This is a genomic window from Bradyrhizobium sp. CCBAU 65884 (genome assembly GCF_028128835.1).
Taxonomy (GTDB): Bacteria; Pseudomonadota; Alphaproteobacteria; order Rhizobiales; family Xanthobacteraceae; genus Bradyrhizobium; species Bradyrhizobium ottawaense.
In genome coordinates this window covers 15,576-39,854 of sequence record NZ_LBJU01000124.1, presented here as the reverse complement: position 1 = coordinate 39,854, position 24,279 = coordinate 15,576, and the positions used below count along the sequence as shown (strand labels likewise).

The following is a 24,279-nucleotide window of genomic DNA, read 5'->3' as shown; positions in this document are numbered from 1 at the left end:
AGGGCTCGTGACCACAACCATCAACATCAATGCCTACAGCGACGCGCTGGTGGTCCTCGGCACTGCCGGCGTCGTGGTGCCGATTGTCCGCCATTGGGGCATCAATCCCGTGCTGGGCTATCTCGGTGCCGGCGCCATTCTCGGTCCGCTCGGGCTCGGCTCGCTCGTTCAGCAGCTCCCGTTGCTGTACTGGGTCACCGTCGCCGACGCGCAGAACGTCGAGGGTATCGCCAATCTCGGCATCGTCTTCCTGCTGTTCCTGATCGGGCTCGAACTATCTTTCAGGCGGCTCGTCACGATGCGGCGCCTGGTGTTCGGGCTTGGTGGCCTGCAGGTGCTGGCGACGTCCGCTATGATTTTCGGCGTGACGCTTCTCTCCGGGCAGAGCTCGGATACTGCCGTCATCCTGGGCGCGAGCCTTGCGTTGTCCTCGACGGCGATCGTGCTCGAGCTTTTGTCCACCGAGAAACGACTTGCGACCACTGCCGGTCGCGCCAGCTTCTCGGTGCTGCTGGCCCAGGACCTCGCAGTCGTTCCCATTCTGGTTTTCGTCTCGGTGCTCGGCGCGGAGAGTGGCGGCTCCGTCCTGGCGCACATCTCCAGCGCGATCCTGAAGGCCGCGCTGGCGGTCGCTGTCCTCACTCTGCTCGGACGGCTGCTGATGCGGCCGCTGTTCCAGATGGTTGCGGGCACCCACTCGACGGAGCTGTTTGTCGCCGCGACCTTGTTCGTCATCGTCGGCGCAGGGATTGCCGCGCACCAGGCGGGCCTGTCGATGGCGCTCGGAGCATTCGTTGCGGGACTGATGCTGGCGGAAACGGAGTATGGCAAGGCCATTGAGGCCACCGTCGAGCCGTTCAAGGGCCTGCTGCTGGGCATCTTCTTCTTCACGGTCGGCATGGCCATCGACTTCCGCGTGTTCATGCGCGAGCCTGGTTGGCTGCTGGCTGCGGTCATCGGCATTCTCGTCGGCAAGGCGATCGTGCTCATCATGCTCGGCCGGCTCTTCAAGCTGTCCTGGGCGACGGCGATCGAGATCGGCTTCCTGCTGGGTCCCGTCGGTGAATTCGCGTTCGTCAGCATCGGAATGGCGGCGGCCGGCGGTCTGATCGAGCCGCGCGTGTCGAGCTTTGCCGTCGCCATCACCGCCGTGACGATGGCCTTGACGCCGCTTTTGGGCGCGCTCGGACGCCGACTGGCCGCGAAGCTGGGTCCTGAGCGCTCGCCCGATCCAGAGCTGGCGGTCCGGCCGCCCGGCGACCGGGCGCAGGCCATCGTGGTCGGCTACGGCCGCGTTGGAAAAGTCGTCTGTTCGCTGCTGACCAGCCACGGCCTGAACTACATCGCGGTCGATCACGAGGCCGTCGCCGTGGCGCGCGACCGCCGCGACGGTCACAAGGTCTATTTTGGCGATGCGACAGAGCTCGGTTTCCTCGAGGCTTGCGGCCTGATGCAGACGACCGGTGTGATCATCACCATCCAGTCGCGGCCGGCGATCGATGCTGTCGTCGAGCGGATCCGGGCGGTGCGGCCGGATGTGCTGATCGTTTCACGTGCGCGGGATGCCGACCATGCCCGTCACCTCTATGCGATCGGCGCAACCGATGCGGTGCCGGAAACCATCGAGGCAAGCCTCCAGCTTTCCGAAGCCGCACTGGTCGGCCTCGGAGTTGCGGTCGGGAATGCGATAGCCTCGGTGCACGAGAAGCGGGATGAATTCCGGCTGACGCTGCAGCAAGCCGCCCGCATTGCCGGACAGGAGAAAGTGCGCCCGCTCGATCTCACGGGGCGCCGGTCCCCGCGATAACCGCCCATCCGGGTCGCTATGCGCTGCGGACTGCGATGATCTGGCAAAACCCGCCCGCGCAGACTACATCTGCGCCATGGCAAACGCTCCACTGGCAAGCTCCCCGCTCCAGGATTTCGTCGGCCGGCACGAAAAACTGTTCGTGCTGACCGGCGCCGGCTGCAGCACCAATTCTGGCATTCCCGATTATCGCGACAGCAACGGCAACTGGAAGCGGACCCAGCCGGTCAACTTCCAGTCCTTCATCTCGGACGAGCATACGCGGCGGCGCTATTGGGCGCGCAGCCTGATCGGCTGGCGGCGGTTCGGCCAGGCTCGCCCGAACGATGCGCATCGTGCGCTGGCCCGGCTCGAGGCGAACGGCCGGTGCGGGATGCTGCTGACCCAGAACGTCGACCGGCTGCATCAGTCCGCCGGCCACCGCCAGGTGATCGACCTGCACGGCCGGCTCGATCTGGTTCGCTGCATGGGCTGCGGCCGCAAGACGCCTCGCGATGAGTTTCAGCACGCGCTTGGTCGCGCCAATGCGGCGTGGCTGACGCTCGATGCCGCCGATGCACCTGATGGCGACGCCGATCTGGAGCACGAGGATTTTTCGTCCTTCCAGGTGCCTCCTTGCGAAGCCTGCGGCGGCATCCTCAAGCCCGACGTCGTGTTCTTCGGCGAGAACGTGCCCCGCGACATCGTCGCCACCGCGCAGGATCATCTGGCGCAGGCCGACGCCATGCTGATCGTCGGCTCCTCGCTGATGGTCTATTCCGGATTCCGCTTCGTGCAGGCTGCCGCGCAGCGCAATATTCCGATTGCGGCGGTCAATCTCGGCCGCACCCGCGCCGACGATCTCCTGACGCTCAAGGTCGAGGAGCGCTGCGAGGCGGCGCTTGCATTCCTGCTCTGATCGCGCAGGCGGTGAACTCAGCTTGCCTATTGCATAGGTGCCAAGCAGAATGGCCGGGCGCGGCGTTGTCCTCGTCGTCCATGGCATGGAAATTGCTGCGCTTTCGACCTCAGTCTTGACGATCAGCGCGGAGAATTTGGAATGCTTGAGGGAGCCGAGGTGCGGCTTGCCGTCGATATCGGTGGTACGTTCACCGACATCGTGCTGGACGTGGGGCAGGATCGCAAGACGCGCAAGCTGCTGACGACGCCGCAGCGCCCCGAACAGGCCGTGCTGGACGGGATGCGTCTCATTCTCGCCGATGCGCGCGCGCATATCAGCGACATCGACGTCTTCATTCACGGCACCACGCTCGCCACCAACGCCATCATCGAGCGCCGCGGTGCCAAGACGGCCCTGATTGCGACCGAAGGCTTTCGCGACGTGCTCGATATCGGCACCGAGAGCCGCTACGATCAATATGATCTCGGCATCGACAAACCGAGGCCGCTGGCGCCGCGCAGCCTGCGTTTCACCGTGCCCGAGCGCGTCGACGCCCACGGCGCCGTCCGTCTCCCGCTCGACGAAGCGTCGGTGCGTGCACTCGCGCCGAAATTGCGTGAGCTGGGCGTCGCGAGCGTCGCGATCGCCTTCCTGCACTCCTATGCCAATCCCGAGCACGAGCGACGTGCGGCCGCGATCCTGGCCGAGGAGATGCCTGATATCTCCGTGACCGTGTCCTCGGCCGTTTGCCCGGAGATTCGCGAGTATGAGCGCACATCGACAGCGGTCGCGAACGCCTATGTGCAACCCCTGATAGACGGCTATCTCGCCCGCATGGCCGACGCCTTGCAGGTCGAGCAGTTCCGCGGCGCGATCTATCTCGTCACCTCAGGTGGCGGCGTCACCTCGATCGAGACGGCGCGGCGCTTTCCGGTGCGCCTCGTCGAGTCGGGGCCTGCCGGCGGCGCAATCTTCGCGGCGCAGATCGCGGCGCGTCTTGGCGAGAGCAAGGTGCTGTCCTTCGACATGGGCGGCACCACGGCAAAGATTTGCCTGATCGAAAAGTACCAGCCCGAGACCTCGCGCGTGTTCGAGGTCGATCGCGCCGCGCGCTTCCTCAAAGGCTCCGGCCTGCCGGTGCGAATCCCCGTGATCGAAATGGTCGAGATCGGCGCCGGGGGCGGCTCGATCGCCCATGTCGACGCGATGAAGCGCGTCACCGTCGGGCCCGAGAGTGCATCGTCCGAGCCGGGCCCGGCCTGCTACGGCCGCGGCGGCCAGCGTCCGGCGGTGACCGATGCGGACGTCGCGCTCGGCATGATCGATCCCGACGCATTTGCCGGCGGTACGATCAAGCTCGATCCGGAGCTTTCGAAGCAGGCGCTGCTGCGCAGCGTCGGCGAGCCGCTCGGCCTGTCGGCAGAGACTGCGGCCTATGCCGTGCACGAGGTCGTCTGCGAGAACATGGCGAGTGCGGCACGTGTGCATGCGGTCGAGCGCGGCGAGATCGTCGGCCAGCACACGCTGATCGCCTTTGGCGGCGCGGCACCGCTGCATGCGGCGCGCGTCGCCGAGAAGATCGGCGTCTCCCGCGTGATCGTGCCGTCGAATGCCGGTGTCGGCTCGGCCGTCGGTTTCCTTGCGGCACCGATCGCCTATGAGCTGGTGCGCAGTCGACATGTCCGGCTCGATGATTTCGACACCGAAGCGGTGTCGGATCTCCTGCAGGAGATGGTGACCGAGGCGCGTGCGCTGGTCGAGCCTGGTGCTGCCGGTGCGCCGGTGCGCGAACGACGCGCCGCCTTCATGCGCTATGTCGGCCAGGGCCATGAGATCTCGGTCGAGCTGCCGAACCGGCGGCTGACGGGGGCCGATCTCGCCGGCCTGCGCCAGAAGTTCGAGGCGGACTATTCCGCGATGTTCGAGCGGCCGATCCCGGGCGCCGCGATCGAGGTGTTGAGCTGGTCGGTGCTCGCTACGACGGAGGCGCGCAATCCATCTGCTGTCGCCGCCGTCACGCGCAAGCCTGCCGGCAAGGCTGTCGGCAGCCGCAAATTCTTCGACGGCCGCGCCGGCGAGGTGATCGAGATCCCGCTCTATCGCCGCGAGGACATGGTGCCGGGCGCGACCATCGCAGGCCCGGCCGTGATCGCGGAGGACGAGACCTCCACCTTCGTTTCCACCAGTTTTGATGCCCATATCGACGGTGCCGGCAGCATCGTCATGGAACGGAAGGCGGCCTGATCATGAGCAAGGCAAATGGCGCGAGCCTGATCGACCTTCAGATCATGTGGCACCGGCTGATCGCCGTGGTCGAGGAGCAGGCCCAGGTGCTGCTCCGCACCGCCTTCAGCCCGATCGTGCGCGAATGCGGCGACCTCTCGGCCGGCGTGTTCGACCTCAAGGGGCGGATGCTGGCGCAGGCGGTGACCGGCACGCCCGGTCACGTCAACTCGATGGCGGAATCGGTCAAGCACTTCATCAACCACTTCCCGATCGAGACGATGAAGGAGGGTGATGCCTACATCACCAACGATCCCTGGATGGGCACCGGTCATCTCAACGACTTCGTCGTCACCACGCCCTGCTTCAAGGACGGCAAACCGGTCGCGCTGTTCTCCTGCACCAGCCACCTGATGGACATCGGCGGCATCGGCTTCGGGCCTGACGCCACCGACGTGTTCATGGAGGGGCTCTACATCCCCATGCTGAAGCTGATCGACCAGGGCGTCGTCAACGAGACGCTGATGGCGATGATCCGCACCAACACGCGGCTGCCGATCGATACCGAAGGCGACACCTATTCGCTGGCCGGCTGCAACGACGTCGGCTGCGAGCGCCTGGTCGAGATGATGACCGAGTTCGGCATCGATACGCTCGACGGGCTCGGCGATTACATCTGCGACCGCTCGCGCGAGGCGGTGCTCGCCGAGATCGCCAAGCTGCCGAAGGGCAGCTGGCGCAACACCATGGTGGTCGACGGTTATGATGCCCCGGCCACGCTGGCTGCGACGCTGACGATCTCGGATGCGGGCATCCATGTCGATTTCGACGGCACCTCCGCGGCCTCGAAATTCGGCATCAACGTGCCCTTGTCCTACACCACCGCCTACACCGTGTTCGGCCTCGGCTGTGTCGTGGCGTCGCAGATCCCGAACAATGCCGGCTCGCTGTCGCCGCTGACGGTGTCGGCACCCGCAGGTGCGATCCTCAATGCGCCGAAGCCCGCGCCGGTCGCCTCGCGCCACATCATCGGGCAGATGCTGCCCGACGTGGTGTTCGGCTGCCTGCGTCAGATCATTCCCGAGCGCGTTCCGGCCGAAGGCACCTCGTGCCTGTGGAATCTCAACGTCCGCGGCCAGACCCGCTCCGGCGTCGGCGGCAATTACGGATTCTCGATGGCGGTGACCTCCAATGGCGGCACCGGTGCGCGCTTCGGCAAGGATGGGCTGTCGGCCACCGCCTATCCCAGCGGCGTGCGCGGCACCCCGGTCGAGATCGCGGAGACGCAGACGCCGCTGATCTGCTGGCGCAAGGAGCTGCGTCCGGATTCCGGCGGGGCAGGGCGCACCCGCGGCGGCCTCGGCCAGATCATCGAGGTCGGCAGCGGCGTCGATGCGCCGTTCGACATCCTGGCGGCGTTCGACCGCATCGATCATCCGCCGCGCGGGCGCGATGGCGGCAAGAACGGCGAGGCCGGCTATGTCGGCCTCAAGTCAGGCAAGAAGCTGCGTGGAAAAGGATTTCAGCAGGTGCCGCCGGACGACCGGCTTGTTGTGCTGACGCCGGGCGGCGCCGGCATCGGCGCTCCCACGACGCGCGATCGCGCGGCGGTCAGGGACGACATCGAAAGCGGGCTCGTGTCCGCCGACAATGCGGCTGCAGTTTATGGGTACCCGCGCTGACAAACCAGTGCGCTTGGTAAACGGAGGGGAGCAATGATCACGCGACGGAACTTCACCGCGGGCGCAGCGACGCTGCTCGCCGCCGGCCACATCTCGACCCGCGCCCGGGCGGCGACGACGACCTGGGACATGTCGACGGTCTGGCCCGACGGCAATTTCCACACCCAGAACGCGATGGCCTTCGCCGAGGAGGTGAAGAAGCAGAGCGGCGGCTCGGTCGCGATTACCGTGAAGGCCGGTGGCCAACTCGGCTTCAAGGGACCCGAACATCTGCGCGCCGTGCGCGACGGCCTGGTGCCGCTTGCCGACGTCCTCAACATCCAGCAGGTCGGCGACGAGCCCTTCATGGGCGTCGAGAGCATTCCCTTCCTCTGCAGCTCGATGGACGAACTGAAGGTGCTGCACAAATATGTGCGGCCCGAATACGAGAAAGTCGCCGCACGCAACAACCAGAAGATCCTCTACATCGTGCCGTGGCCGACGCAGTATCTGCATCTCAAGGTCAAGGTCGCCGATGTCGACGGATTGAAGAACATCAAGATCCGCGTGCCCGACAAGAACGCCGTCGACATGCTGGCCGTGGTCGGCATGGCGCCGGTGATGATCCCCTGGGGCGAGACCATCCCCGCGCTCGCCTCGGGCGCCGTCGCGGGCGTCTCGACCTCGGCGGTCTCGGGCGTCGACGGCAAGTTCTGGGAATTCCTGAAATACGTCTACCCGACAAATCACGTCTGGTCCTCGCAGATGCTCACCGTCAATCTCGATTCCTGGAAGGCGCTGAGCGCCGACCAACAGCAGATGGTCGCCGGCATCGCCGCGAAGATGGAGCCGGGGTTCTGGGCGAACTCGCTCAAGGCCGATGCCGACAGCCTCAACCGCCTGAAGGAGGGCGGCATGGAGGTGGTGCCGGTCTCGGGCGCGATGATGACGGATATCCGGGCCAAGACCGCGCCGCAGCTCGACGCCTTCCTCAAGCGCGTGCCGGCGGCCGATAAGCCGGTGCGGGCCTATCTCGCCGAAATGAAGCGCTGAGGCCGATATGGTCAGCGTTTCGCCCGCGGCTTCACAAAGTCTCAACGCCGCGGCGCCGGCGCCGCTGCGCATTCTGCTCGACGGCATCGACCGTCTCGGCCGGCTCGACGGCTGGATCGGCGGCGGCTGCCTGTTGACGCTGACACTGCTGATGCTGTGCGAGGTCGCAACGCGCTTCCTGTCGAATTTTCTGCCGTTCTTTCCCCCGACGATCTCGATCGCCTGGGAATACTCATCTTATCTGATGGCGGCGTCGTTCACCTTCGGCGCCGCCATGACCTTGCGCGTCGGCGGCCACATCCGTGTCGTGCTACTGCTCAAGAACGCGCCGGCGCCGTTGCAACGCGCGCTGGAGATCCTGTCCGCCGCGGCCGGTTTTGCCTTCATGGCGTTCCTGACCTCGGCCATGGCGAAGTTCGCTTTCGGCGCCTATGTGCGCGGCCAGGTCTCGACCTCGAGCGACACGCCGCTGTGGTTTCCGGAAGCCGTCGTCACCTTCGGCATGCTGCTGCTCACGCTGCAATTCCTGGCACGCGCGATCCAGGCCGTGCTCGGCCTGCCGCTGGAGGATCACCGCATGAAGGCCTCGCCCGTCGAATGACAGCTTTGCTCGCTCCTGGATTCCAGATCGCATGACCATCGAAGTCGTCGCCCTCTTCGCGATCCTGTTTGCGCTGCTGGCCTGCGGCGTGTGGATCGGCCTCACGCTCGCGCTGACAGCGACATTGCTGCTCGCGATGTTCCGCTCGATCCCGCTGGACAAGCTGTTGCCGCAATACGCCTGGAACATCCTGACCACGCAGGAGCTGCTGGCGCTGCCGCTCTTCATCCTGATGGGCGAGCTGCTGTTCCGCACCCGCCTGTCGCGCTCGCTGTTCCAGGGGCTGGCGCCGTGGGCGGGGTTGCTGCCCGGCCGATTGCTGCATGTCAACGTGATCGGCTGCACCATCTTCGCGGCGATCTCGGGCTCGTCGGCCGCGACCACGCAGGTGATCGGTCGCATGTCGCTCAACGAGCTCTTGCGCCGCGGCTATTCGCGCGACATCGCGATCGGATCGCTCGCCGGTGCCGGCACGCTCGGCTTCCTGATCCCGCCGTCCAACATCATGATCATCTACGGCGTGCTCGGCGACGTCTCGATCCTGAAGCTGTTCACCGCCGGCGTGCTGCCCGGACTTCTGCTCGCCGCAACCTTCATGGGCTGGGTGATGCTGCACACCACGCTCAAGCCCGCGATGGTGCCGGAGACGGAAGCAAAGCTCTCGCAGGTGCCGTGGGGCGAGCGCTTTGCCGCGCTGAAGGACCTTGCGCCGGCGCTGTTCCTGATCGCCTGCGTGCTCGGCTCGATGTATGGCGGGCTTGCGACCCCGTCGGAGGCCGCCGCCGTCGGCGTGCTGGGCGCGGCGCTGGTGGCCTGGGCGCAGGGATCGATGTCGCAGCAGGTGATGCGCGACGTGTTGATCGGCTCGGTCGTGACCTGCTCGATGATCGCACTGATCGTGCTCGGCGCCTCGATCCTCGGCAATGCCGCGGCCTTCCTCGGCATCCCTCAGGCGGTTGCCGCCTTCGTCAAGGGGCTCGGCCTGTCGCCGTTCATGCTGATCGTGGTGCTGGTCGTCTTCTACCTGATCCTCGGCTGCTTCCTCGACGGCTTCTCGATGATCGTGATGACCTTGCCGATCGTGCTGCCGATCGTGAAGGGCGCGGGATTCGACGAGATCTGGTTCGGCATCTTCCTCGTGCTCGCGGTCGAGATGGCGCAGATCACCCCGCCCGTCGGCTTCAACCTGTTCGTGATCCAGGGCCTGACGGAAGATGGCCTCGGCTACATCGCGCGCGTGACGCTGCCGTATCTCGTCATCATGATCGGCTTCGTGCTGCTGCTGACGCTGTGGCCCGGCATCGTCACGATTCTGCCGCGGGTGCTGTACGGGTAAATTGGTCGAGGGCGGGTGCCGCAGCCGTCAGCGGGATGGCGTTGCGGTGCGGCGGGGATCGCAGGCCTGCCCACCTACCATCCGTTGTGTTGCCTGACGGGCAAAACACGCCAGCGCTGGGTCGATAGGTGCGCTCAAAAATATTCGAATTTACAGAAGTTCTGTTTTGCCGTACAAGCCGTGACATCCCGCCCGCCACAAGGGGCGTTTCGCGATCGTCACGAGACGCGGGCCGGGATGCGGTGGCCGCGACGGCGTCGGCGCGCGATGATGGCTGCAGGGCGGGAAACCGTGAGCAGCGGCAGGCGCGATACGACACGGCGCTGACAGCGTCCTTGTTCGGCCCCGATGGCGAGCGCACGCCAGCCGTCGGGGATGCGGATGGGGATGTGCGCGGACGGAGAAGTCGTGTGGTCCTGACGCCCGGGGTCTGTGCGTCAAGGCTTGCGGTGATGTGGCGGCCCGACCGGGCGCGTGCATCAGCCATCTGCAAGGCGACGGGGGCAATAGTGCATCGCTCCCCGGGGAGAGCACGAAGGACACCGTGAAAACCATCGCGCAGGGAAGGCCGGGCGACCGGCATCACCTGTCGTCCACCCCGTGCGCGTTTCTTTCGCACACGCGGGACCTCGGGTGCCAGCCGGCGCCCGGCCTTCCCTGCGCCCTTGCTTTTAAAGGGCGGAAGAGATCAGCAAAGCTCGGGCAAGTCAGGCCGCGAGAATAAGCAGTCATGTCCATCGCTAAACAACGGTCTCGTGCCCCGGACGCAGTGCAACGCGCCGCGTCTTCGCGGCGTGGTGCGCTGCAGAGCCGGGGCCCATGCATCAGCGAAGTGTGTAGCCTTCTGGGTCCCGGCTCTGCGCAGCAGCGTAAGAACGCTGCAGCGCGTCCGGGACACGAGAGAGGCGCGCCAAACGTCGTCCCGGCTTGTCGACCGGGACGACTTGCGCGAGCAAGAGCGAAGGGGTGTTCGGCTCGGCCTAGGCCGCCGCCTTCTTGCGCGCGAGCTCGGCCTTGTACAGCTCGAACTCTTCTGCAACCGCCTTCGCGACCGACGGCCGCTGGCGCAGGCGCTCGTAATAGGCCTTCACGTTCGGCCATTTGGCGAGCTCGATCGGCGGCGTTGCCATGGTCCAGTTGATGACCGTGACCAGATAGGCGTCGGCAACGCTGAAATGGTCGAGCAGGAAGTCGCGCCCCTTCAGGTAGTTGTCGAGATAGTCGAGCCGCGACAGGTTCTTCTCGAGGGCATAGGCCTTGGTCTCCTGCGGGGCCTTGCGATCGAGCACCGGGATGAAGAGGCCCTTGTGAAGTTCGGTGCCGATGAAGCACAGCCATTGATGCAGCCGCGTGCGCTCGATGCCCTCTGCGGCGCCAAGCCCGGATTGCGGGAAGCGGTCGGCGACGTATTGCAGGATTGCCGCGTTCTCGGTCAGAACCACGCCCTCGTCGGTGCGCAGCGTCGGCACCAGGCCGATCGGATTGACGGCGCGGAAGTCGGAGCCGTCGCTCAGCACGGTCTTGGTCGGCGGGTCGACCTCGAGATAGTTCGCTTCGGCGCCGGCTTCATACAGCGCGACGCGTGTTGCCATCGAACAGGCGAGCGGCGAGAAATAGAGATCCATCTGTAGCCTCCTTGGGCAATTTCCGAGATTTCGCTCAACCTGGCCAGATTGATTTTTGTACCATGTTGCATAATATGGGATCGGTCAAGGATTAGTTTGCGAAATGGTACAAAAATCGAAGCCGCCAGCTGCTGCCAATCAACCCGAGGGCGGCGGCCAACCTAAGCGCCGCGGCCGTCCGCGCGCCTACCAGCCCGATATCGCGCTCGGCAAGGCGCTGGATCTGTTCCGCCGGCAGGGTTTTGCCGCGACCTCGCTCGATGATTTGAGCGAAGCGACCGGGATGAACCGCCCGAGCCTTTATGGCGCTTTCGGCGACAAGCGGGAGCTCTACATCAAGAGCTACCAGCGCTACCGCGAGGATGCGCGGGCTTCCATGGCTGCGATCTTCCGCGAGGAGATGCCGGTGCGTCAGCGGCTGGAACGCATCTTCGCCTCCGCGCTGAACATCTATCTCTCGGGCGAGACCGGTCCGCGCGGCTGCTTTACGGTGGTGACCGCGGCGTCAGAAGCCGTTGGCGATCCCGAGATCCGCGCCATGGTGCTCGACGGTCTCAACGAGCTCGACAAGGCTTTTGCAAACTGCTTCCGCCGCGCCAAGCAGAACGGCGAGCTGCCGGAGAGCGCCGATCCGGTCGTGCTGGCGCAGATCGCATCAGCCACCGTCCACACCATCGCCATCCGCTCGCGCGCGCGCGTGTCGCGCAAGGAGCTGGAGGCGATCGTGAAGGGGGCGATCGACGTGATGGTGGGGGCCAAGAGTTAGGCTGTCGTCCCGGGGCGCGCGTAGCGCGAGCCCGGGACCCATAGCCCCAGGGAGGTGTTTGGCGAAGACTAGGAGGTACCAGCTCGCCTAACAAACTTCTCCCTGGGGTTATGGGTCCCCGCCTTCGCGGGGACGACAGCGAGTATGTCGCGCGATCCCGCGCTCAACTACGCCGCGCGGATTTGCGCGAGGAAGCGATCCACCTCGTCCCGCAGCCGCTGCGACTGCTTCGACAGCTCGATCGCCGAACCCAGCACCTCCTCGGCCGCCGTGCCCGTTGCGGCGATGCCGGCAGTGACACCGGAGATGTTCTGCGAGACCTCGCCGGTGCGGGCGGCCGCCTGCTGGACGTTCTGTGCGATCTCCTGCGTCGCCGTGCCCTGCTGGCCGACGGCTGCGGCGATCGCGGCGGAGATTTCGTCGACTTGCTGGATCGTCGCGCAGATCGACTGGATGCCGTCCACAGCGCCTGATGTCTCGCCCTGCACCGCGTTGACCTGGGCGCCGATCTCCTCGGTCGCTTTCGCCGTCTGCGTCGCCAGTGCCTTGACCTCGGAAGCGACCACGGCAAAGCCGCGGCCGGCTTCGCCCGCGCGCGCCGCTTCGATCGTCGCGTTCAGCGCCAGCAGGTTGGTCTGGCCCGCGATGCCGTTGATGAAGGAGACGACGTCCCCGATCTTTTGCGCCGCGTCCGCCAGGCTCTGCACGCGCTCGTTCGAGCGCCGTCCGTCGCTCGCGGCCTTGCCCACCACTTCGGTCGCGTGGGCGAGGCGCCGGCTGATCTCGGTCATCGACGAGGACAATTCCTCGGCTGCTGCGGCGACGGTCTGCACATTTTCCGAGGCCAGCGCCGACGCGGATGATACGGCGCCGGTCTGCTGTCGGGATTGCTCGACGATGGCCGACATCGAGCGCGCCGTATGCTCCATCTCGACCGCAGCCGAGGACACCGTGGTGACGACGTCGCGGATGCTGGCCTCGAAATTGTCGGCAAGCGCGGCGAAGGCACGCCGCTTCTCCGCTTCGGACTGCGCCTTGGCCTCCAGCTGCTCGGCCTGAAGCTTGCCAAAGTTGACGGCGTTGTCGCGGAACACCGCGACCGCCTTCACCATCGCCCCGACTTCGTCATTCGCCTTGCTGGCGGGGATGGTGACGTCGGTCCGGCCGTCTGCGAGCTCGCGCATGACGGACGTGATGGAGAGGATCGGACGCGAGATGCTGCGGGCGATGAGATAGCCGACGATGGCGGCAAGCACGAGCCCGATCGCGGCGATCGCAATCGCGAGCATCCAGGCGCGGTCGGCCGAGGCCTCGTAATCGGCATTGTCCATCACCAGTTCGACGGCGCCGAGCGGCTTTCCGGAAAAATCCCTGATCGGGCCGAGCAGCGCTGCCACCGGCGTGTTGTCGAGCTTGGCCCGCTTCACCGTGAAGCTGCCTGTGGTAGCGCGGCCGTAATCGGCCGCGTCGAAGAAGCTCTTGCCCTTCAGCGTGCCGCCGAACAGCTTGAAGCCCGAGCCGTCGGCGAGGTGGAAGGCGACGTCGACATGGCGGTTGGTCTTGAAATCGTCGAGGAAGGACTGGCCGAAGGTCAGGCCGAATTCGACCGAGCCGAGCTGCTTGGCCCCTTGCGCGATCGGCACCACGCCGCGGATGCCGAGCCCGGCGACGCCGCCTTCGAGGCCGACCACGACCTTGCGATCCTGGTTGGCGACGACGACGGTCTTGCGGAATCCGCTGAGATCGTCGCCGAACTTGGCGGGCTGGTGCACGCGCAGGAACGAGGTCGCCGGCGCCACATGGAACTGGAACTGCTCGACACCGTATTCCGATTTGGTCGCGGCAAAGACCGGCCCGAACAGGGCTATCAGGGCGTTGCGGTCCTGCTTGGCCATCGCATCCTGCGTCGCCGGCATCGCGGCCACGACCGTGCTCATGGCGGCGGCCCGGTGCGATTCCTCGGCGATGCGCGACTGAAGGGCATCATAATGGCTGTGCAGCTCGCGCTGATCGGCGCGGTCGATGATCCCCGCGATGATCCACATCGCCCCGAGCACCGCAAACAGGGCGGTTGCCGCCGCCGTCACCGCGAGGGCAACCGTGATCCGCATCCTGAGGCCGAGGCTCGCGCGCATGTTCGACTCGTTGTTTGAGCGTTGGTTAACAACGCTTATCAACTTCTCGCTAAGAGAGGGTGAACGGGATACCGGCGGAGCGCTGTGGTTGTGGGCGATCGTTAGCCAGCCCGGTTGCCTCCCCACGGGTCGTCCCCGCGAACGCGGGGACCCATACCGCGGAATCTATCAAGTAAAGACATTCGCAGTACCGAGCTGCGACTTTTCGCAAAACTTCACCCTGTGGTTATGGATCCCCGCGTGCGCGGGGATGACACGGAATTTGCAGAACCAGCGTTCGCAAAATTCCGAGCGCCTCAATAGCCCCTGGCCCGGTCCACCACGTTCTCCAGCGTGCCGCCGGCCTCGAACCGTGCGATCTGCTTGGCGACATAGGCCGAGATCGCGTCCGCGTCGGTGTCGGCTGCGTTGTGGGGCGTCAGCACCACCTTGGGATGGGTCCAGAACCGGCTGTCCGGCGGCTGCGGCTCCTGCACGAAGACATCGAGCGAGGCGGCGCCCAGCGTGCCGTCGTCGAGGCAGGCGAGGATGTCGGCCTCGTTCTGCAAGCCCCCGCGGCCGGCATTGATCAGCACCGGAGCGCCGAGCGGGCTGTTGCGGTTGAGCTTGGTGAAGACGTCGCGGTTGAGGATGCCGTGCGTCTCCGGCGTAAGCGGCAGCAGGCAGACCAGGATATCCGTCGCGCGCAGGAACGTATCGATCTGGGCCGAGCCATGGAAGCATTCGACGCCGTCGATCGCGCGCGGGCTGCGGCTCCAGCCGGCGACGCGGAAGCCGAGCCGGCGCAGCACGTCGGCCGCATCCGCTCCTAACGTGCCGAGCCCCATGACGCCAACCGTGACCGCGCTCGCAGGCCATTGATATTTCGGCTCCCAGCGTTTTGCGCGCTGCGAGTCCCGCAAATAGAGCTCCTGGCGGTGATGCATCAGCACGTGCAGCACGACATATTCAGTCATGCGGCCGGTCAGGTCGGGTACGGCGACCCGGACCAGCGGCACATCGGGCAGGCTCTTGTCCGCCATCAGCGCATCGACGCCGGCGCCGAGATTGAAGATCGCCCGCAGATTGGGGAAGGCGCCGAGATCGCCGGGCACCGGCTTCCACACCGTGGCATAGTGCACCTCGGCGGGATCGAGCGTGGAATCCGGCAGCAGCACCACACGGCGGCCGCCGCAGACAGCGTCAAACCGGGCCTTCCAGCGCTCGGGCAACCAGTTCTGCTGCGTGCTGTTGATCAGGACGGCCAGTGTGCCCTTGGTCATTCGAAGTGCCTCGTCGGTTCCGCGCAAGAAGGCCCTCCTTGGCACGACCTGCCGGATTTTTCCTGCTATTTTTTTCCGCAGTCCTGTCGGACCGGGGCATAGTGGATCGTCTTCACAACAAGACCCGAGGAAAATGTCGCCCATGCTTTATGCAATCCTTTGCTATCACGATGAGGACTTCGTCGGCTCCTGGAGCAAGGAGCAGGACGAGGCCGTGATGAAGAAGCTCGCCGTGGTGCAGGAGAAGCTCACCCAGCAGGGCCGGCTCGGGCCGGTCGCGCGGCTGCTGCCGACCACGGCAGCGGCGACCCTGCGCAAGGAAGATCCGCCGCTGGTGCTCGACGGCCCCTATGCCGAGACCAAGGAGCAGCTGCTCGGCTTCTACATCGTCGACTGCAAGAATCTCGATGAGGCGCTCGACGTCGCCCGCGACCTTGGCGCGGCCAATCCCGGCGGCGCCTATGAGGTGCGTCCCGTCGGCGTGTTCCGGCCCGGAGGAAACCTGACGTGAGCGAGACCGACACCGCCTGGATCGAGACCGCGCTGACCTCGGCGCGCCCCCAGGCGGTCGGCGCGCTGCTGCGTTATTTCCGCGATCTCGACACCGCCGAGGAGGCGTTCCAGAACGCCTCCCTGCGCGCGCTCAAGACCTGGCCGCAGAACGGACCGCCGCGCGATCCTGCGGCCTGGCTGATCATGGTCGGCCGCAATGCGGCCATCGACGAGGTGCGCCGGACCCGCAAGCAGCAGCCGCTGCCGGAGGACGATCAGGCGATCTCCGATCTCGACGACGCCGAAGGCGCGCTGGCCGAACGGCTGGACGGCTCGCACTACCGCGACGACATCCTGCGGTTGATGTTCATCTGCTGCCATCCGCAATTGCCGGCGACGCAGCAGATCGCGTTGGCGCTGCGCATCGTCTCGGGGCTTACCGTGAAGCAGATCGCGCGCGCCTTCCTGGTGTCGGACGCGGCGATGGAGCAGCGCATCACCCGCGCCAAGACGAAGGTCGCGGAAGCCGGGACGCCGTTCGAAGCGCCCGGCGCAATCGAGCGCTCCGAGCGGCTCGCCGGTGTCGCGGCGATGATTTATTTGATCTTCAACGAGGGCTATTCGGCGAGCGGCGACACCGCGGAGATCCGCAAGCCGCTTTGCGAGGAGGCGATCCGGCTGGGGCGCCTGCTGCTCAGGCTGTTTCCGAGCGAGCCGGAGATCATGGGGCTCACGGCGCTCATCTTGCTGCAGCATGCACGCAGTGCCGCGCGCTTTGCCGCCGACGGCTCGCTGATCCTGCTGGACGACCAGGATCGTTCGCTTTGGAATGACACCATGATCGCGGAAGGGCTGGCGCTGATCGACAAGGCGATGCGCCACCGCCGCAGCGGGCCCTATCAGATCCAGGCCGCGATCGCCGCGCTGCATGCCCGCGCGTCGACGCCGGAGGAGACCGACTGGACGCAGATCGACCTGCTCTATGGCGCACTGGAAGTTGTGCAGCCGTCTCCCGTGGTGACGCTCAACCGCGCGGTCGCGGTCTCCAAGGTGCGGGGGCCGCAAGCCGCGCTCGATCTGATCGAGCCGCTTGCGCCGAAGCTCTCCAACTACTTCCATTTCTACGGCGTGCGCGGCGCCTTCCTGATGCAACTCGGCCGCAACGAGGAGGCGCGTGTCGCCTTCGACCGCGCCATCGCGCTTGCCAACACGTCCGCAGAAGCGGCCCACATCCGCATGCACATCGATCGCCTGATCCGGGACAGCCAGCCGAAGGCTGGCGCGCGGCAGGGTGCGAAAGTGAAGTGACGCCGCACGCGTCATTCCGGGATGGTCCGAAGGGCCAGACCTCAGGTGCGCACTGGCGCACCGGGGAATCTCGAGATTCTCAGGTGCGCAACAGCGCACCATAGTTCACCCTTCGGGTGCCCCGGAATGACGGCAGAATAATTTCGTCTTCAATTGTCGGCCTCCGCCGTTCCCGTTCGTCCTAAGCCCGTATCCACGGAGCTCCTCATGCTGAAAGCCGTCGCCGTCATCGCCATCCTGCTCGCCGCCGGACTTGCGGGCGTCCTCGCCTTTGCCCTGACAAAACCTGACACTTTCCGCGTCGAGCGGAGCCTCGCGGTGAAGGCGCAGGCCGGTGCGATCTATCCGCAGGTCGCCGATTTCCGCCGCTGGACCAACTGGTCCCCCTATGAGACCCGCGATCCCGCCATGAAGCGCACCTTCGGTGGATCTGAGGGAGGCAAGGGCGCGACCTATGCCTGGGACGGCAACAACAATGTCGGCGCCGGCCGCATGGAGATCCTCGAGGCGACGGGGCCGTCCAAGCTTCGCATCAAGCTCGATTTCGAGCGGCCGTTCGAAGGTCACAACACCGCCGAGTTCACCTTTGTGCCGCAAGGCGATGCCACTCTGGTCACATGGGCGATGTACGGTCCGGCTCCGTTCATGTCCAAGATCATGCAGGTGTTCATCAACATGGACAGCATGATCGGCAAGGATTTCGATGCCGGCCTCGCCAGCCTGAAGAAGCTGACCGAGAAGCAATAAGCCTCACTGCAAACGAAGAGGAGAGAAACGATGCTCAACGCTTATCTGTTCTATCAGGACACTTGCGAAGCTGCGTTCAACTTCTACGCCAAGGTCCTGGGCGGCAAGATCGACGCCATGATGCGGTCATCGGACGCGCCGCCGGACATGCCCGCCGCGCCCGGCCGCGAGAAGATGATCATGCACGCGCGAATGTCGTTGCCCGACGGCAGCGTGCTGATGGCTTCCGACGCGCCGCCGGAGCATTTCGCCAAGCCACAAGGTTTTTCGATCTCGTTCACGGTCAAGGATCCCGCAGATGGCGAGCGTAAGTTCAACGCGCTCGCCGATGGCGGCACCGTCACCATGCCGTTCAGCAAGACGTTCTGGGCCAAGGGCTTTGGCATGTGCGTCGACAAGTTCGGCATTCCCTGGATGGTGAACTGCCCGGCCGAAGGGATGTGACAGGCGCGACCGCCTGCATGATCTGTTGAGTCCGCAATCCCCTCTCTGCACTGTCGCGCGAGAGGGGACGCCTGGATTTATCGCGTCATATCCGGATCGGTCGTGCGCTCGCTCAACGGATCGATCCGGTCGCGTCCTCGCTTTGCTGCGGCGGCTGAACGCAGCGAGGGCAGATCACGAGCTTGGTGCCGAGCTGCTTGTCGTTCTCGGCTTCGATCTCGTCATGGACCGCCCACCACGCCTCCGAGTATGGCCGCAAGGTGCCGAGCACTCGTTGCCGCTCCTGATTGGGATCACTTGCCGCGGGCGCGGGGTTCGTCGCGCGCCGCTTGGCGGCATGCGGGCGGTTCGAGCCTTTGTTGGGGTCCTGGCCGAGGCCATCCCATGCGATCGGGCGGCGCTCCTGCGCCGGTGCGGCTGCACATCCAAGCAGCGCTGTGCAGAAAGTAAGCAAGATGAAGCCGCGTCGTATCATGCCGGACCCAAAGTTCGATGCGCAATGCGCAAGCTTCCGCACGGGAAACTTGCATCGCGTCGGTCAAATGGAACTTAAGGCAAACGATTGGCCGGCGTGGCCGAGGAATGAACGCGCGATTCGCATCACCTTGCGGGAGCAGTGAGGCCGCTTCGTGAAACCATGCGGACTGCATCGCACAACAATTGACGCAATATTGGGCTGTAATCTGCACGTCAGAATCGCTATTGGTGACTCACAAAATCTAAAAAGCTGGGGTGGACGTCACTTGGAAGGGGAGCGACCGATGGCGGCGGCGCTACAGATCAATTTTGCCCTGTGGGGGATGCTTATCTGCGTCAGCATGAAGCTGGGGCCGGTGATCCAGACTCTTTATTGACGGCAGCCAAAGTGTAATGGCGTGGAGACCCCGGTGCGCACATTGGGTGCGAGCACGGGGAACCTGCCGTGTGGCCTCGGGCCGGCCAGGCCAATGCCTTTGATGTGACGTGACGCGGTTCACAGAACTCATTCACGTCACATGCGTGGCGGCTGCCACATTCGTCAGCGGCAGCGCGGATAGATCGCGGCGAGATCGCGCCCCTTGAGCAAGAGTAGCCGCGAAGTGAGGCCGCCACGGCGGCTGATCCAGTCGCGCACTGGGCCGGGATAGGCGGCAAGCACCGCGACCGATGCTTCCGGCTCGGCATAAAAGCGCCCGCGCCGGTCGACCGAACGTGCCGCATGGAAGCCGAGCACGGCGCGCTTGGTGACGCAGATGCGCTCGCCCGGCACGATGCTCAGCACCAGCGTGCAGGCAGACAGGCAGGGACCATCGATCACCACGCGCTCGCCGCTCTCGCGCACCTTCTCGAACAAATCGAGGAACGGCCCGACCTGTCCGCCCGGAGACTGGATGATGCGGATTTCAGCGGACGCGGGCGCGGCGGCGAGCAGGGCGGATGCGAGGATCAGGGCTTTGAGGGAGGTGACGCGTCGCATGAACTCTCCACCAACTCGGTTTCGTAGGGTGGGCAAAGCGTAGCGTGCCCACCTTCAGCATCGCAGATCCGGAAGAACGTGGTGGGCACGGCGCAAGAGCGCCTTTGCCCACCCTACAGAAACTGTGCCTACCCGTTCCGCCTTTGCCCGCGCAGCGTCGGCAGGCCGATACCCGCCGCATCGAACCCGCCATCAACGGCCAAAATTTGACCGGTGATGTAGCTCGATCGTTCCGAGCACAGGAAGTAGATCGCTTCCGCAAGCTCCTCCTCCAGGCCGTAACGGTTGAGCGGAATGGCGTCGTGATAGTCGGCGCGGATCTCCTTGGAATGCACCTGCTTCGCCATCGCCGTGTCGACCGGTCCCGGCGCGACCGCGTTGACGCGGATGTTGAGGGAGGCGAGCTCGACCGCGAGCTGCTTGGTCAGGTGCGCGAGCCCGGCCTTGCTGGTGCCGTAGGCCGAGCGCAGCGTCGACGCGCGCACCGCCGAGATCGAGGTGATGTTGACGATCGCGCCGCCATGGCCTTCGCGCATCAAGGGAACCGCGGCCTTGGTGCAGAGGAACGGGCCGGTGAGATTGACCTCGAGCACGCGGCGCCAATCGGTCTCGGACGTCTCCATCAGCGGTGCGAACACCGCGATGCCGGCATTGTTGACCAGTGCATCCAGTCGGCCGAACCGGCGCTCGACCGCCTTCATTGCATCGCTCACCGCGGCGGCGTCCGATACGTCGCAGGTCAGCGCCAACGTCGCCTCGCTTTGGTCGATTTCGGCGACCGCCCGGCCGAGCAACTCGCCCTCGATGTCGAGCAGCGCCACGCGCCAGCCCTCGCCAAGGAACTTCTTCGCGGTCGCAAGCCCGATGCCGCGGGCGGCTCCGGTGACGAGGGCGATTTTCTGCGGGGCTTGCGGCATGGGAGATTTGTCCTCGAGTAGCATATGGGCGCAGGAGTGCTGGCTCCTTTTACTGCGCTTTTGTGCTGACGAGGAAGGGGCAGCCGAGGGCTGCGTATGGCTGGCAAAATGCCAAATCCGTCACCCATGAGGCGGCCGCTGCTTCGCGGCCCTCGAAGGATGACGAACATGGAGGGGAAGTCGCCCTTACGCCAGTTCCGCCGAGGCACGCTGCATGTTGGCCGACATGTCCGCGGTCACGATGCTCTGCTCCTCGACCGCGGCTGCGGTGGAGGCGATGAACTCGTTGACGCCTGCGATCGCGGCCTTGATCGCGGTCAGGGAGCTCGCGACGTCGCCGGAGATGGTGTTCAGCGCGTCGATTTCGGACGTGATCGTGTCGGTCGCCTGCTTGGCCTGGCTCGCGAGGTTCTTCACCTCGGACGCCACCACCGCAAAGCCGCGTCCCGCTTCACCGGCGCGGGCCGATTCAATCGTGGCGTTGAGCGCGAGCAGATTGATCTGGCTGGTGATGCCCGAGATCATCTCGACGATGCCGCTCATGGCCTGTGCGGCGGCCGTCAGCTTCTGGGCCTGGAGGTCGGCGGACTCGACCCTTGTGGTCGCGACCTTGGACGTCTCGCGCGACTTCGTCATGGTCTCGGAGATTTCGCGGATCGATGCGCTCATCTCTTCGCTGCCGGCGGCGACCGCCTCGATCAGCCCGCGCGCGTTGTCGGCCTTCTTGCGGCCGATCGCCTGCGCGGTGATGTCGGTGGCGTATTTCACCACCTTGTACGGCTGGCCGTTGAGATCGAAGATCGGGTTGTAGGACGCCTGGATCCAGATCTCGCGGCCGCCCTTGGCGATGCGCTTGTATTCGGCCGCCTGGTATTCGCCGCGATTGAGCGCTTCCCAGAACTGGCGGTAGGCGGCCGAATTCTTCTCGTTCGGCTCGACGAACATGGAATGGTGCTGGCCCTTGATCTCGGCCAGCGAATAGCCCATCGCCTTCAGGAAATTCTCGTTGGCGGTGCGGATCGTGCCGTCCATGTTGAACTCGATCACCGCTTGCGACTTCTGGATCGCGGCGAGCTGACCGTCATTGTCGGCTGCCTTCATCTTCTGCGCGGTGACGTCGGTGGCGAACTTCACCACCTTGAGCGGTCTGCCCATCTCGTCGAGGATCGGGTTATAGGTCGCCAGGATCCAGATTTCCTTGGCCCCCTTGCCGAGCCGCTTGTATTCGGCCGCCTCGAACTGGCCGCGGTTCAGCCGCGCCCAGAAATCCTTGTAGGCGGAGCCCGCGCGGTCCTGCGGCGTCACGAACATGGAGTGGTGCTTGCCCTTGATCTCGTCGAGCGAGTATCCCATCGTCTTGAGGAAGTTCTCGTTGGCGGTGACGATGGTGCCGTCCATGTTGAACTCGATCATGGCCTGCGCACGACTGATCGCCGCGAGCTTGCCCGCGTCCTCCATGGTCCGCATCTTGTAGGCCGTGATGTCGGTGGCGAACTTGATGAAGCTGGCCACCTTGCCGGTCTCGTCGAGCAGCGGCGCGTAGGAGGCATGGATCCAGAGCTCTTTGCCGTCCTTGCCGTAGCGCCTGTATTGCGTGGTCTGGAACTCGCCGCGGTTCAGGCTGGCCCAGAAGTCGCGATAGCGGGCGCTTTCGCGCTCGGCCGGGCTGACGAAGATGCTGTGGTGCTTGCCCTTGATCTCCGCGAGCGTGTAGCCGCTCATCTTGAGCAGGTTCTCATTGGCATCGAGGATGGTGCCGTCGAGCCCAAATTCGACGACCGCCTGCGACCGGTCGAGCGCCTCGACCTCCGCGATGGCGTGCCTGACCTTCTTGCTCAGGAAATTGAACACGTAAGCCCCGCAATGCTTGGATGCGATCCGACAGGATCGCCATACCGTTTCCCCTGAGCTGAAAAGTTGCATTGCTATCGTTGAGCATCGGTAAATCCTGAATAACGCTGCGACGAGCTCCGCGAGTCCGCGTGCGACAGCCAACTACTTCAACTGACAGCTGCTCTTGGTTTATATGCACGGTGGAGTTCACAATGCGGAGCCGTACTTGTACGGGGGCGCAGCCGAGATATTTTTCGCGTCGCCTTGCATGGCGGTGTCGGCGCGGTCAGAGGCGAACCGTCTTTAACAGGATGCCTCGTTGCGGAGACTAGCGATGCCCGACCATGGACGCCTGATCCGAGACCTCTTCGCCGCCTATCTCGCCAACGACCGGCGGCGGGTCGCCGACGCATTGGCCGACGATTTCCGCTTCACCAGTCCGTTCGACGACGACCTCGACAAGGCGACCTATTTCGAACGCTGCTGGAGCGACAGCGGCTGGATTGCACGGCATGACATCGAGCGCATCTTCGCCCGGGGTGAGGAGGCCTTCGTTACTTATCTCTGCCTTGCGACAGATGGCAGGAGTTTTCGCAACACGGAGTTCTTCACCTTCGCAAGCGGCAAGATCCGTCGCATCGATGTCTATTTCGGCGCTGCCCGGCAGGATGGTCGTTTCCTGCCGCAGCCGCGCTAGGGCCGGGCCCCTCCAGATTATTTCCGCGGGCGTGTCGGTTCGGTGAGAGTTCGTTCGTCTTGAAGGCGAGCGGGCCTGCGCCTCACGGCGCATCCCGGAACCACCGCAGAAGCCAGGATACGACCCATGCGATTCATGATGTTGATGATCCCGCTCGGCTACGAGGCCGCGCCGCCGGACGTCCAGCTCGATCCCGAGCGCGTCGCGGCGATGATGCGCTACAACGAGGCGCTGAAGGACGCGGGCGTGCTGATCACGCTCGATGGCCTGCATCCGCCGTCGATGGGCGCGCGGGTTTCGTTTGCGACCGGCGAGCCTGTCGTGACCGACGGCCCATTCACTGAAGCCAAGGAAGTCCTTGGCGGCTATTGGATGATCGAGGTTGCCTCGCGCGCCGAGGCGATTGCCTGGGCGAAGAAGTGTCCGGCTTCGGCCAACGAGATCATCGAGATCCGGCAAGTCCAGGAGATGAGCGACTTTCCGCCCGACGTGCAGGAGGCCGCGGCCGGTTTCGGCGACCTGAAGAGGTAGCCACAGCGATCGCGATGAAATCGCGTCTGTCGTCAGTCAATCAGCAAGGAGAGAACCGATGAGCACCGAACATAAATTCCTCGCCGTCTATCTCGGCAGCATGAGCGGCGAAAAGATGAAGGCCTGGCATGCGATGCCCGAGGCTGAACGGAAGGCAAAAGAGCGCGAAGGCATGGCCGCCTGGCACGGCTGGGTCGAGAAGCACAAGGACGTCATCGTCGATCTGGGCGGCCCGCTCGGCAAGACCCGCCGGATCGACGGACGCGGCATTGCCGAGATCAGCAATGCGCTGACCGGCTTCACGGTGGTGCGGGCCGCCTCGCAGGAGGAAGCTGCAAAATTGTTCGAGAACCATCCGCATTTTGCGATCTTCCCGGGCGAGGCGATCGAGGTCATGCCCGTGCTTCCGATTCCGCAGATGTAGCTGCGGACGAGGCCAATTCCGGGTGCGATGCCGTCGCTCCGGGCCGGCATCGCCCGTGAAAGTACGGGGTTAATCACGCCC

General features: G+C 65.1%; 22 protein-coding genes. 15 read left to right on the top strand and 7 right to left on the bottom strand.

Annotated elements, in window-relative coordinates; all coding sequences use genetic code 11:
• The first annotated feature begins 7 nt into the window (after positions 1 to 7).
• The 7 genes from XI03_RS25120 (at position 8) to XI03_RS25090 (ending at position 9,561) form a co-directional block, all read left to right on the top strand.
• Complete coding sequence (locus tag XI03_RS25120) at positions 8 to 1,807, top strand: cation:proton antiporter domain-containing protein (RefSeq protein WP_271593609.1); 1,800 nt, start codon at positions 8 to 10, stop codon at positions 1,805 to 1,807.
• A gap of 76 nt (positions 1,808 to 1,883) precedes the next feature.
• Entirely contained in the window at positions 1,884 to 2,705 is an 822-nt protein-coding gene (locus tag XI03_RS25115; RefSeq protein ID WP_271593608.1) for an NAD-dependent protein deacetylase, read from the top strand.
• Positions 2,706 to 2,846: 141 nt separating this feature from the next.
• Entirely contained in the window at positions 2,847 to 4,931 is a 2,085-nt protein-coding gene (locus XI03_RS25110) for a hydantoinase/oxoprolinase family protein (RefSeq protein WP_028140348.1), read from the top strand.
• A gap of 2 nt (positions 4,932 to 4,933) precedes the next feature.
• Positions 4,934 to 6,592 carry a hydantoinase B/oxoprolinase family protein gene (locus XI03_RS25105; protein ID WP_271593607.1) on the top strand — a complete coding sequence of 553 codons (1,659 nt, stop codon included), beginning with the start codon at positions 4,934 to 4,936 and terminating at the stop codon, positions 6,590 to 6,592.
• Between the two features lie 33 nt (positions 6,593 to 6,625).
• Positions 6,626 to 7,624, top strand: coding sequence for a TRAP transporter substrate-binding protein (locus XI03_RS25100; protein ID WP_271593606.1), 999 nt, complete (start codon positions 6,626 to 6,628; stop codon positions 7,622 to 7,624).
• A gap of 7 nt (positions 7,625 to 7,631) precedes the next feature.
• On the top strand, positions 7,632 to 8,225 hold the full coding sequence (locus tag XI03_RS25095; protein ID WP_028140345.1) for a TRAP transporter small permease subunit: 594 nt from the start codon (positions 7,632 to 7,634) through the stop codon (positions 8,223 to 8,225).
• 31 nt (positions 8,226 to 8,256) lie between these two features.
• Positions 8,257 to 9,561: a TRAP transporter large permease gene (locus XI03_RS25090; protein ID WP_271593605.1), complete on the top strand. Its 1,305-nt coding sequence runs from the start codon at positions 8,257 to 8,259 to the stop codon at positions 9,559 to 9,561.
• Positions 9,562 to 10,541: 980 nt separating this feature from the next.
• Here XI03_RS25090 and XI03_RS25085 read toward each other — a convergent pair.
• The gene (locus tag XI03_RS25085; RefSeq protein WP_028140343.1) at positions 10,542 to 11,186 is read right to left on the bottom strand and encodes a glutathione binding-like protein; all 645 of its coding nucleotides are present in this window, start codon (positions 11,184 to 11,186) and stop codon (positions 10,542 to 10,544) included.
• A 103-nt stretch (positions 11,187 to 11,289) separates the two neighbouring features.
• Between XI03_RS25085 and XI03_RS25080 the strand changes: the two genes are divergently transcribed.
• Positions 11,290 to 11,952 carry a TetR/AcrR family transcriptional regulator gene (locus XI03_RS25080; protein WP_271593604.1) on the top strand — a complete coding sequence of 221 codons (663 nt, stop codon included), beginning with the start codon at positions 11,290 to 11,292 and terminating at the stop codon, positions 11,950 to 11,952.
• Positions 11,953 to 12,119: 167 nt separating this feature from the next.
• Here XI03_RS25080 and XI03_RS25075 read toward each other — a convergent pair whose 3' ends face one another.
• Positions 12,120 to 14,087 carry a methyl-accepting chemotaxis protein gene (locus tag XI03_RS25075; RefSeq protein ID WP_161966359.1) on the bottom strand — a complete coding sequence of 656 codons (1,968 nt, stop codon included), beginning with the start codon at positions 14,085 to 14,087 and terminating at the stop codon, positions 12,120 to 12,122.
• Positions 14,088 to 14,383: 296 nt separating this feature from the next.
• The gene (locus XI03_RS25070) at positions 14,384 to 15,349 is read right to left on the bottom strand and encodes a 2-hydroxyacid dehydrogenase (RefSeq protein ID WP_271593603.1); all 966 of its coding nucleotides are present in this window, start codon (positions 15,347 to 15,349) and stop codon (positions 14,384 to 14,386) included.
• A 142-nt stretch (positions 15,350 to 15,491) separates the two neighbouring features.
• Between XI03_RS25070 and XI03_RS25065 the strand changes: the two genes are divergently transcribed.
• The 4 genes from XI03_RS25065 to XI03_RS25050 all read left to right on the top strand — a co-directional run bounded on the left by XI03_RS25065 (position 15,492) and on the right by XI03_RS25050 (position 18,340).
• Positions 15,492 to 15,860 (top strand): YciI family protein, encoded by a 369-nt coding sequence (locus tag XI03_RS25065; RefSeq protein ID WP_028140339.1) that lies wholly within the window; start codon positions 15,492 to 15,494, stop codon positions 15,858 to 15,860.
• The gene (locus XI03_RS25060) at positions 15,857 to 17,149 is read left to right on the top strand and encodes an RNA polymerase sigma factor (RefSeq protein WP_028140338.1); all 1,293 of its coding nucleotides are present in this window, start codon (positions 15,857 to 15,859) and stop codon (positions 17,147 to 17,149) included. Before XI03_RS25065 ends, XI03_RS25060 begins: the two co-directional genes overlap by 4 nt.
• Before the next feature lie 207 nt (positions 17,150 to 17,356).
• On the top strand, positions 17,357 to 17,896 hold the full coding sequence (locus XI03_RS25055) for an SRPBCC family protein (protein WP_028140337.1): 540 nt from the start codon (positions 17,357 to 17,359) through the stop codon (positions 17,894 to 17,896).
• A gap of 30 nt (positions 17,897 to 17,926) precedes the next feature.
• The gene (locus XI03_RS25050; RefSeq protein ID WP_028140336.1) at positions 17,927 to 18,340 is read left to right on the top strand and encodes a VOC family protein; all 414 of its coding nucleotides are present in this window, start codon (positions 17,927 to 17,929) and stop codon (positions 18,338 to 18,340) included.
• 112 nt (positions 18,341 to 18,452) lie between these two features.
• On the opposite strand, the gene XI03_RS25045 is transcribed toward XI03_RS25050, so the two are convergent.
• From XI03_RS25045 to XI03_RS25030, 4 genes are all read right to left on the bottom strand, one after another.
• Positions 18,453 to 18,815, bottom strand: coding sequence for a hypothetical protein (locus XI03_RS25045; RefSeq protein ID WP_271593602.1), 363 nt, complete (start codon positions 18,813 to 18,815; stop codon positions 18,453 to 18,455).
• A gap of 543 nt (positions 18,816 to 19,358) precedes the next feature.
• Complete coding sequence (locus XI03_RS25040; protein ID WP_028140334.1) at positions 19,359 to 19,796, bottom strand: hypothetical protein; 438 nt, start codon at positions 19,794 to 19,796, stop codon at positions 19,359 to 19,361.
• Positions 19,797 to 19,924: 128 nt separating this feature from the next.
• Complete coding sequence (locus XI03_RS25035) at positions 19,925 to 20,713, bottom strand: SDR family NAD(P)-dependent oxidoreductase (RefSeq protein WP_152102389.1); 789 nt, start codon at positions 20,711 to 20,713, stop codon at positions 19,925 to 19,927.
• 186 nt (positions 20,714 to 20,899) lie between these two features.
• The gene (locus tag XI03_RS25030) at positions 20,900 to 22,564 is read right to left on the bottom strand and encodes a methyl-accepting chemotaxis protein (RefSeq protein WP_271593601.1); all 1,665 of its coding nucleotides are present in this window, start codon (positions 22,562 to 22,564) and stop codon (positions 20,900 to 20,902) included.
• A gap of 316 nt (positions 22,565 to 22,880) precedes the next feature.
• On the opposite strand from XI03_RS25030, the gene XI03_RS25025 reads away from it, so the two are divergent.
• The 3 genes from XI03_RS25025 (at position 22,881) to XI03_RS25015 (ending at position 24,198) form a co-directional block, all read left to right on the top strand.
• Positions 22,881 to 23,243: a nuclear transport factor 2 family protein gene (locus XI03_RS25025; protein WP_271593600.1), complete on the top strand. Its 363-nt coding sequence runs from the start codon at positions 22,881 to 22,883 to the stop codon at positions 23,241 to 23,243.
• A 126-nt stretch (positions 23,244 to 23,369) separates the two neighbouring features.
• Positions 23,370 to 23,774 carry a YciI family protein gene (locus XI03_RS25020; RefSeq protein ID WP_091956420.1) on the top strand — a complete coding sequence of 135 codons (405 nt, stop codon included), beginning with the start codon at positions 23,370 to 23,372 and terminating at the stop codon, positions 23,772 to 23,774.
• Positions 23,775 to 23,832: 58 nt separating this feature from the next.
• Complete coding sequence (locus tag XI03_RS25015) at positions 23,833 to 24,198, top strand: YciI family protein (protein ID WP_271593599.1); 366 nt, start codon at positions 23,833 to 23,835, stop codon at positions 24,196 to 24,198.
• Positions 24,199 to 24,279: the final 81 nt, after the last annotated feature.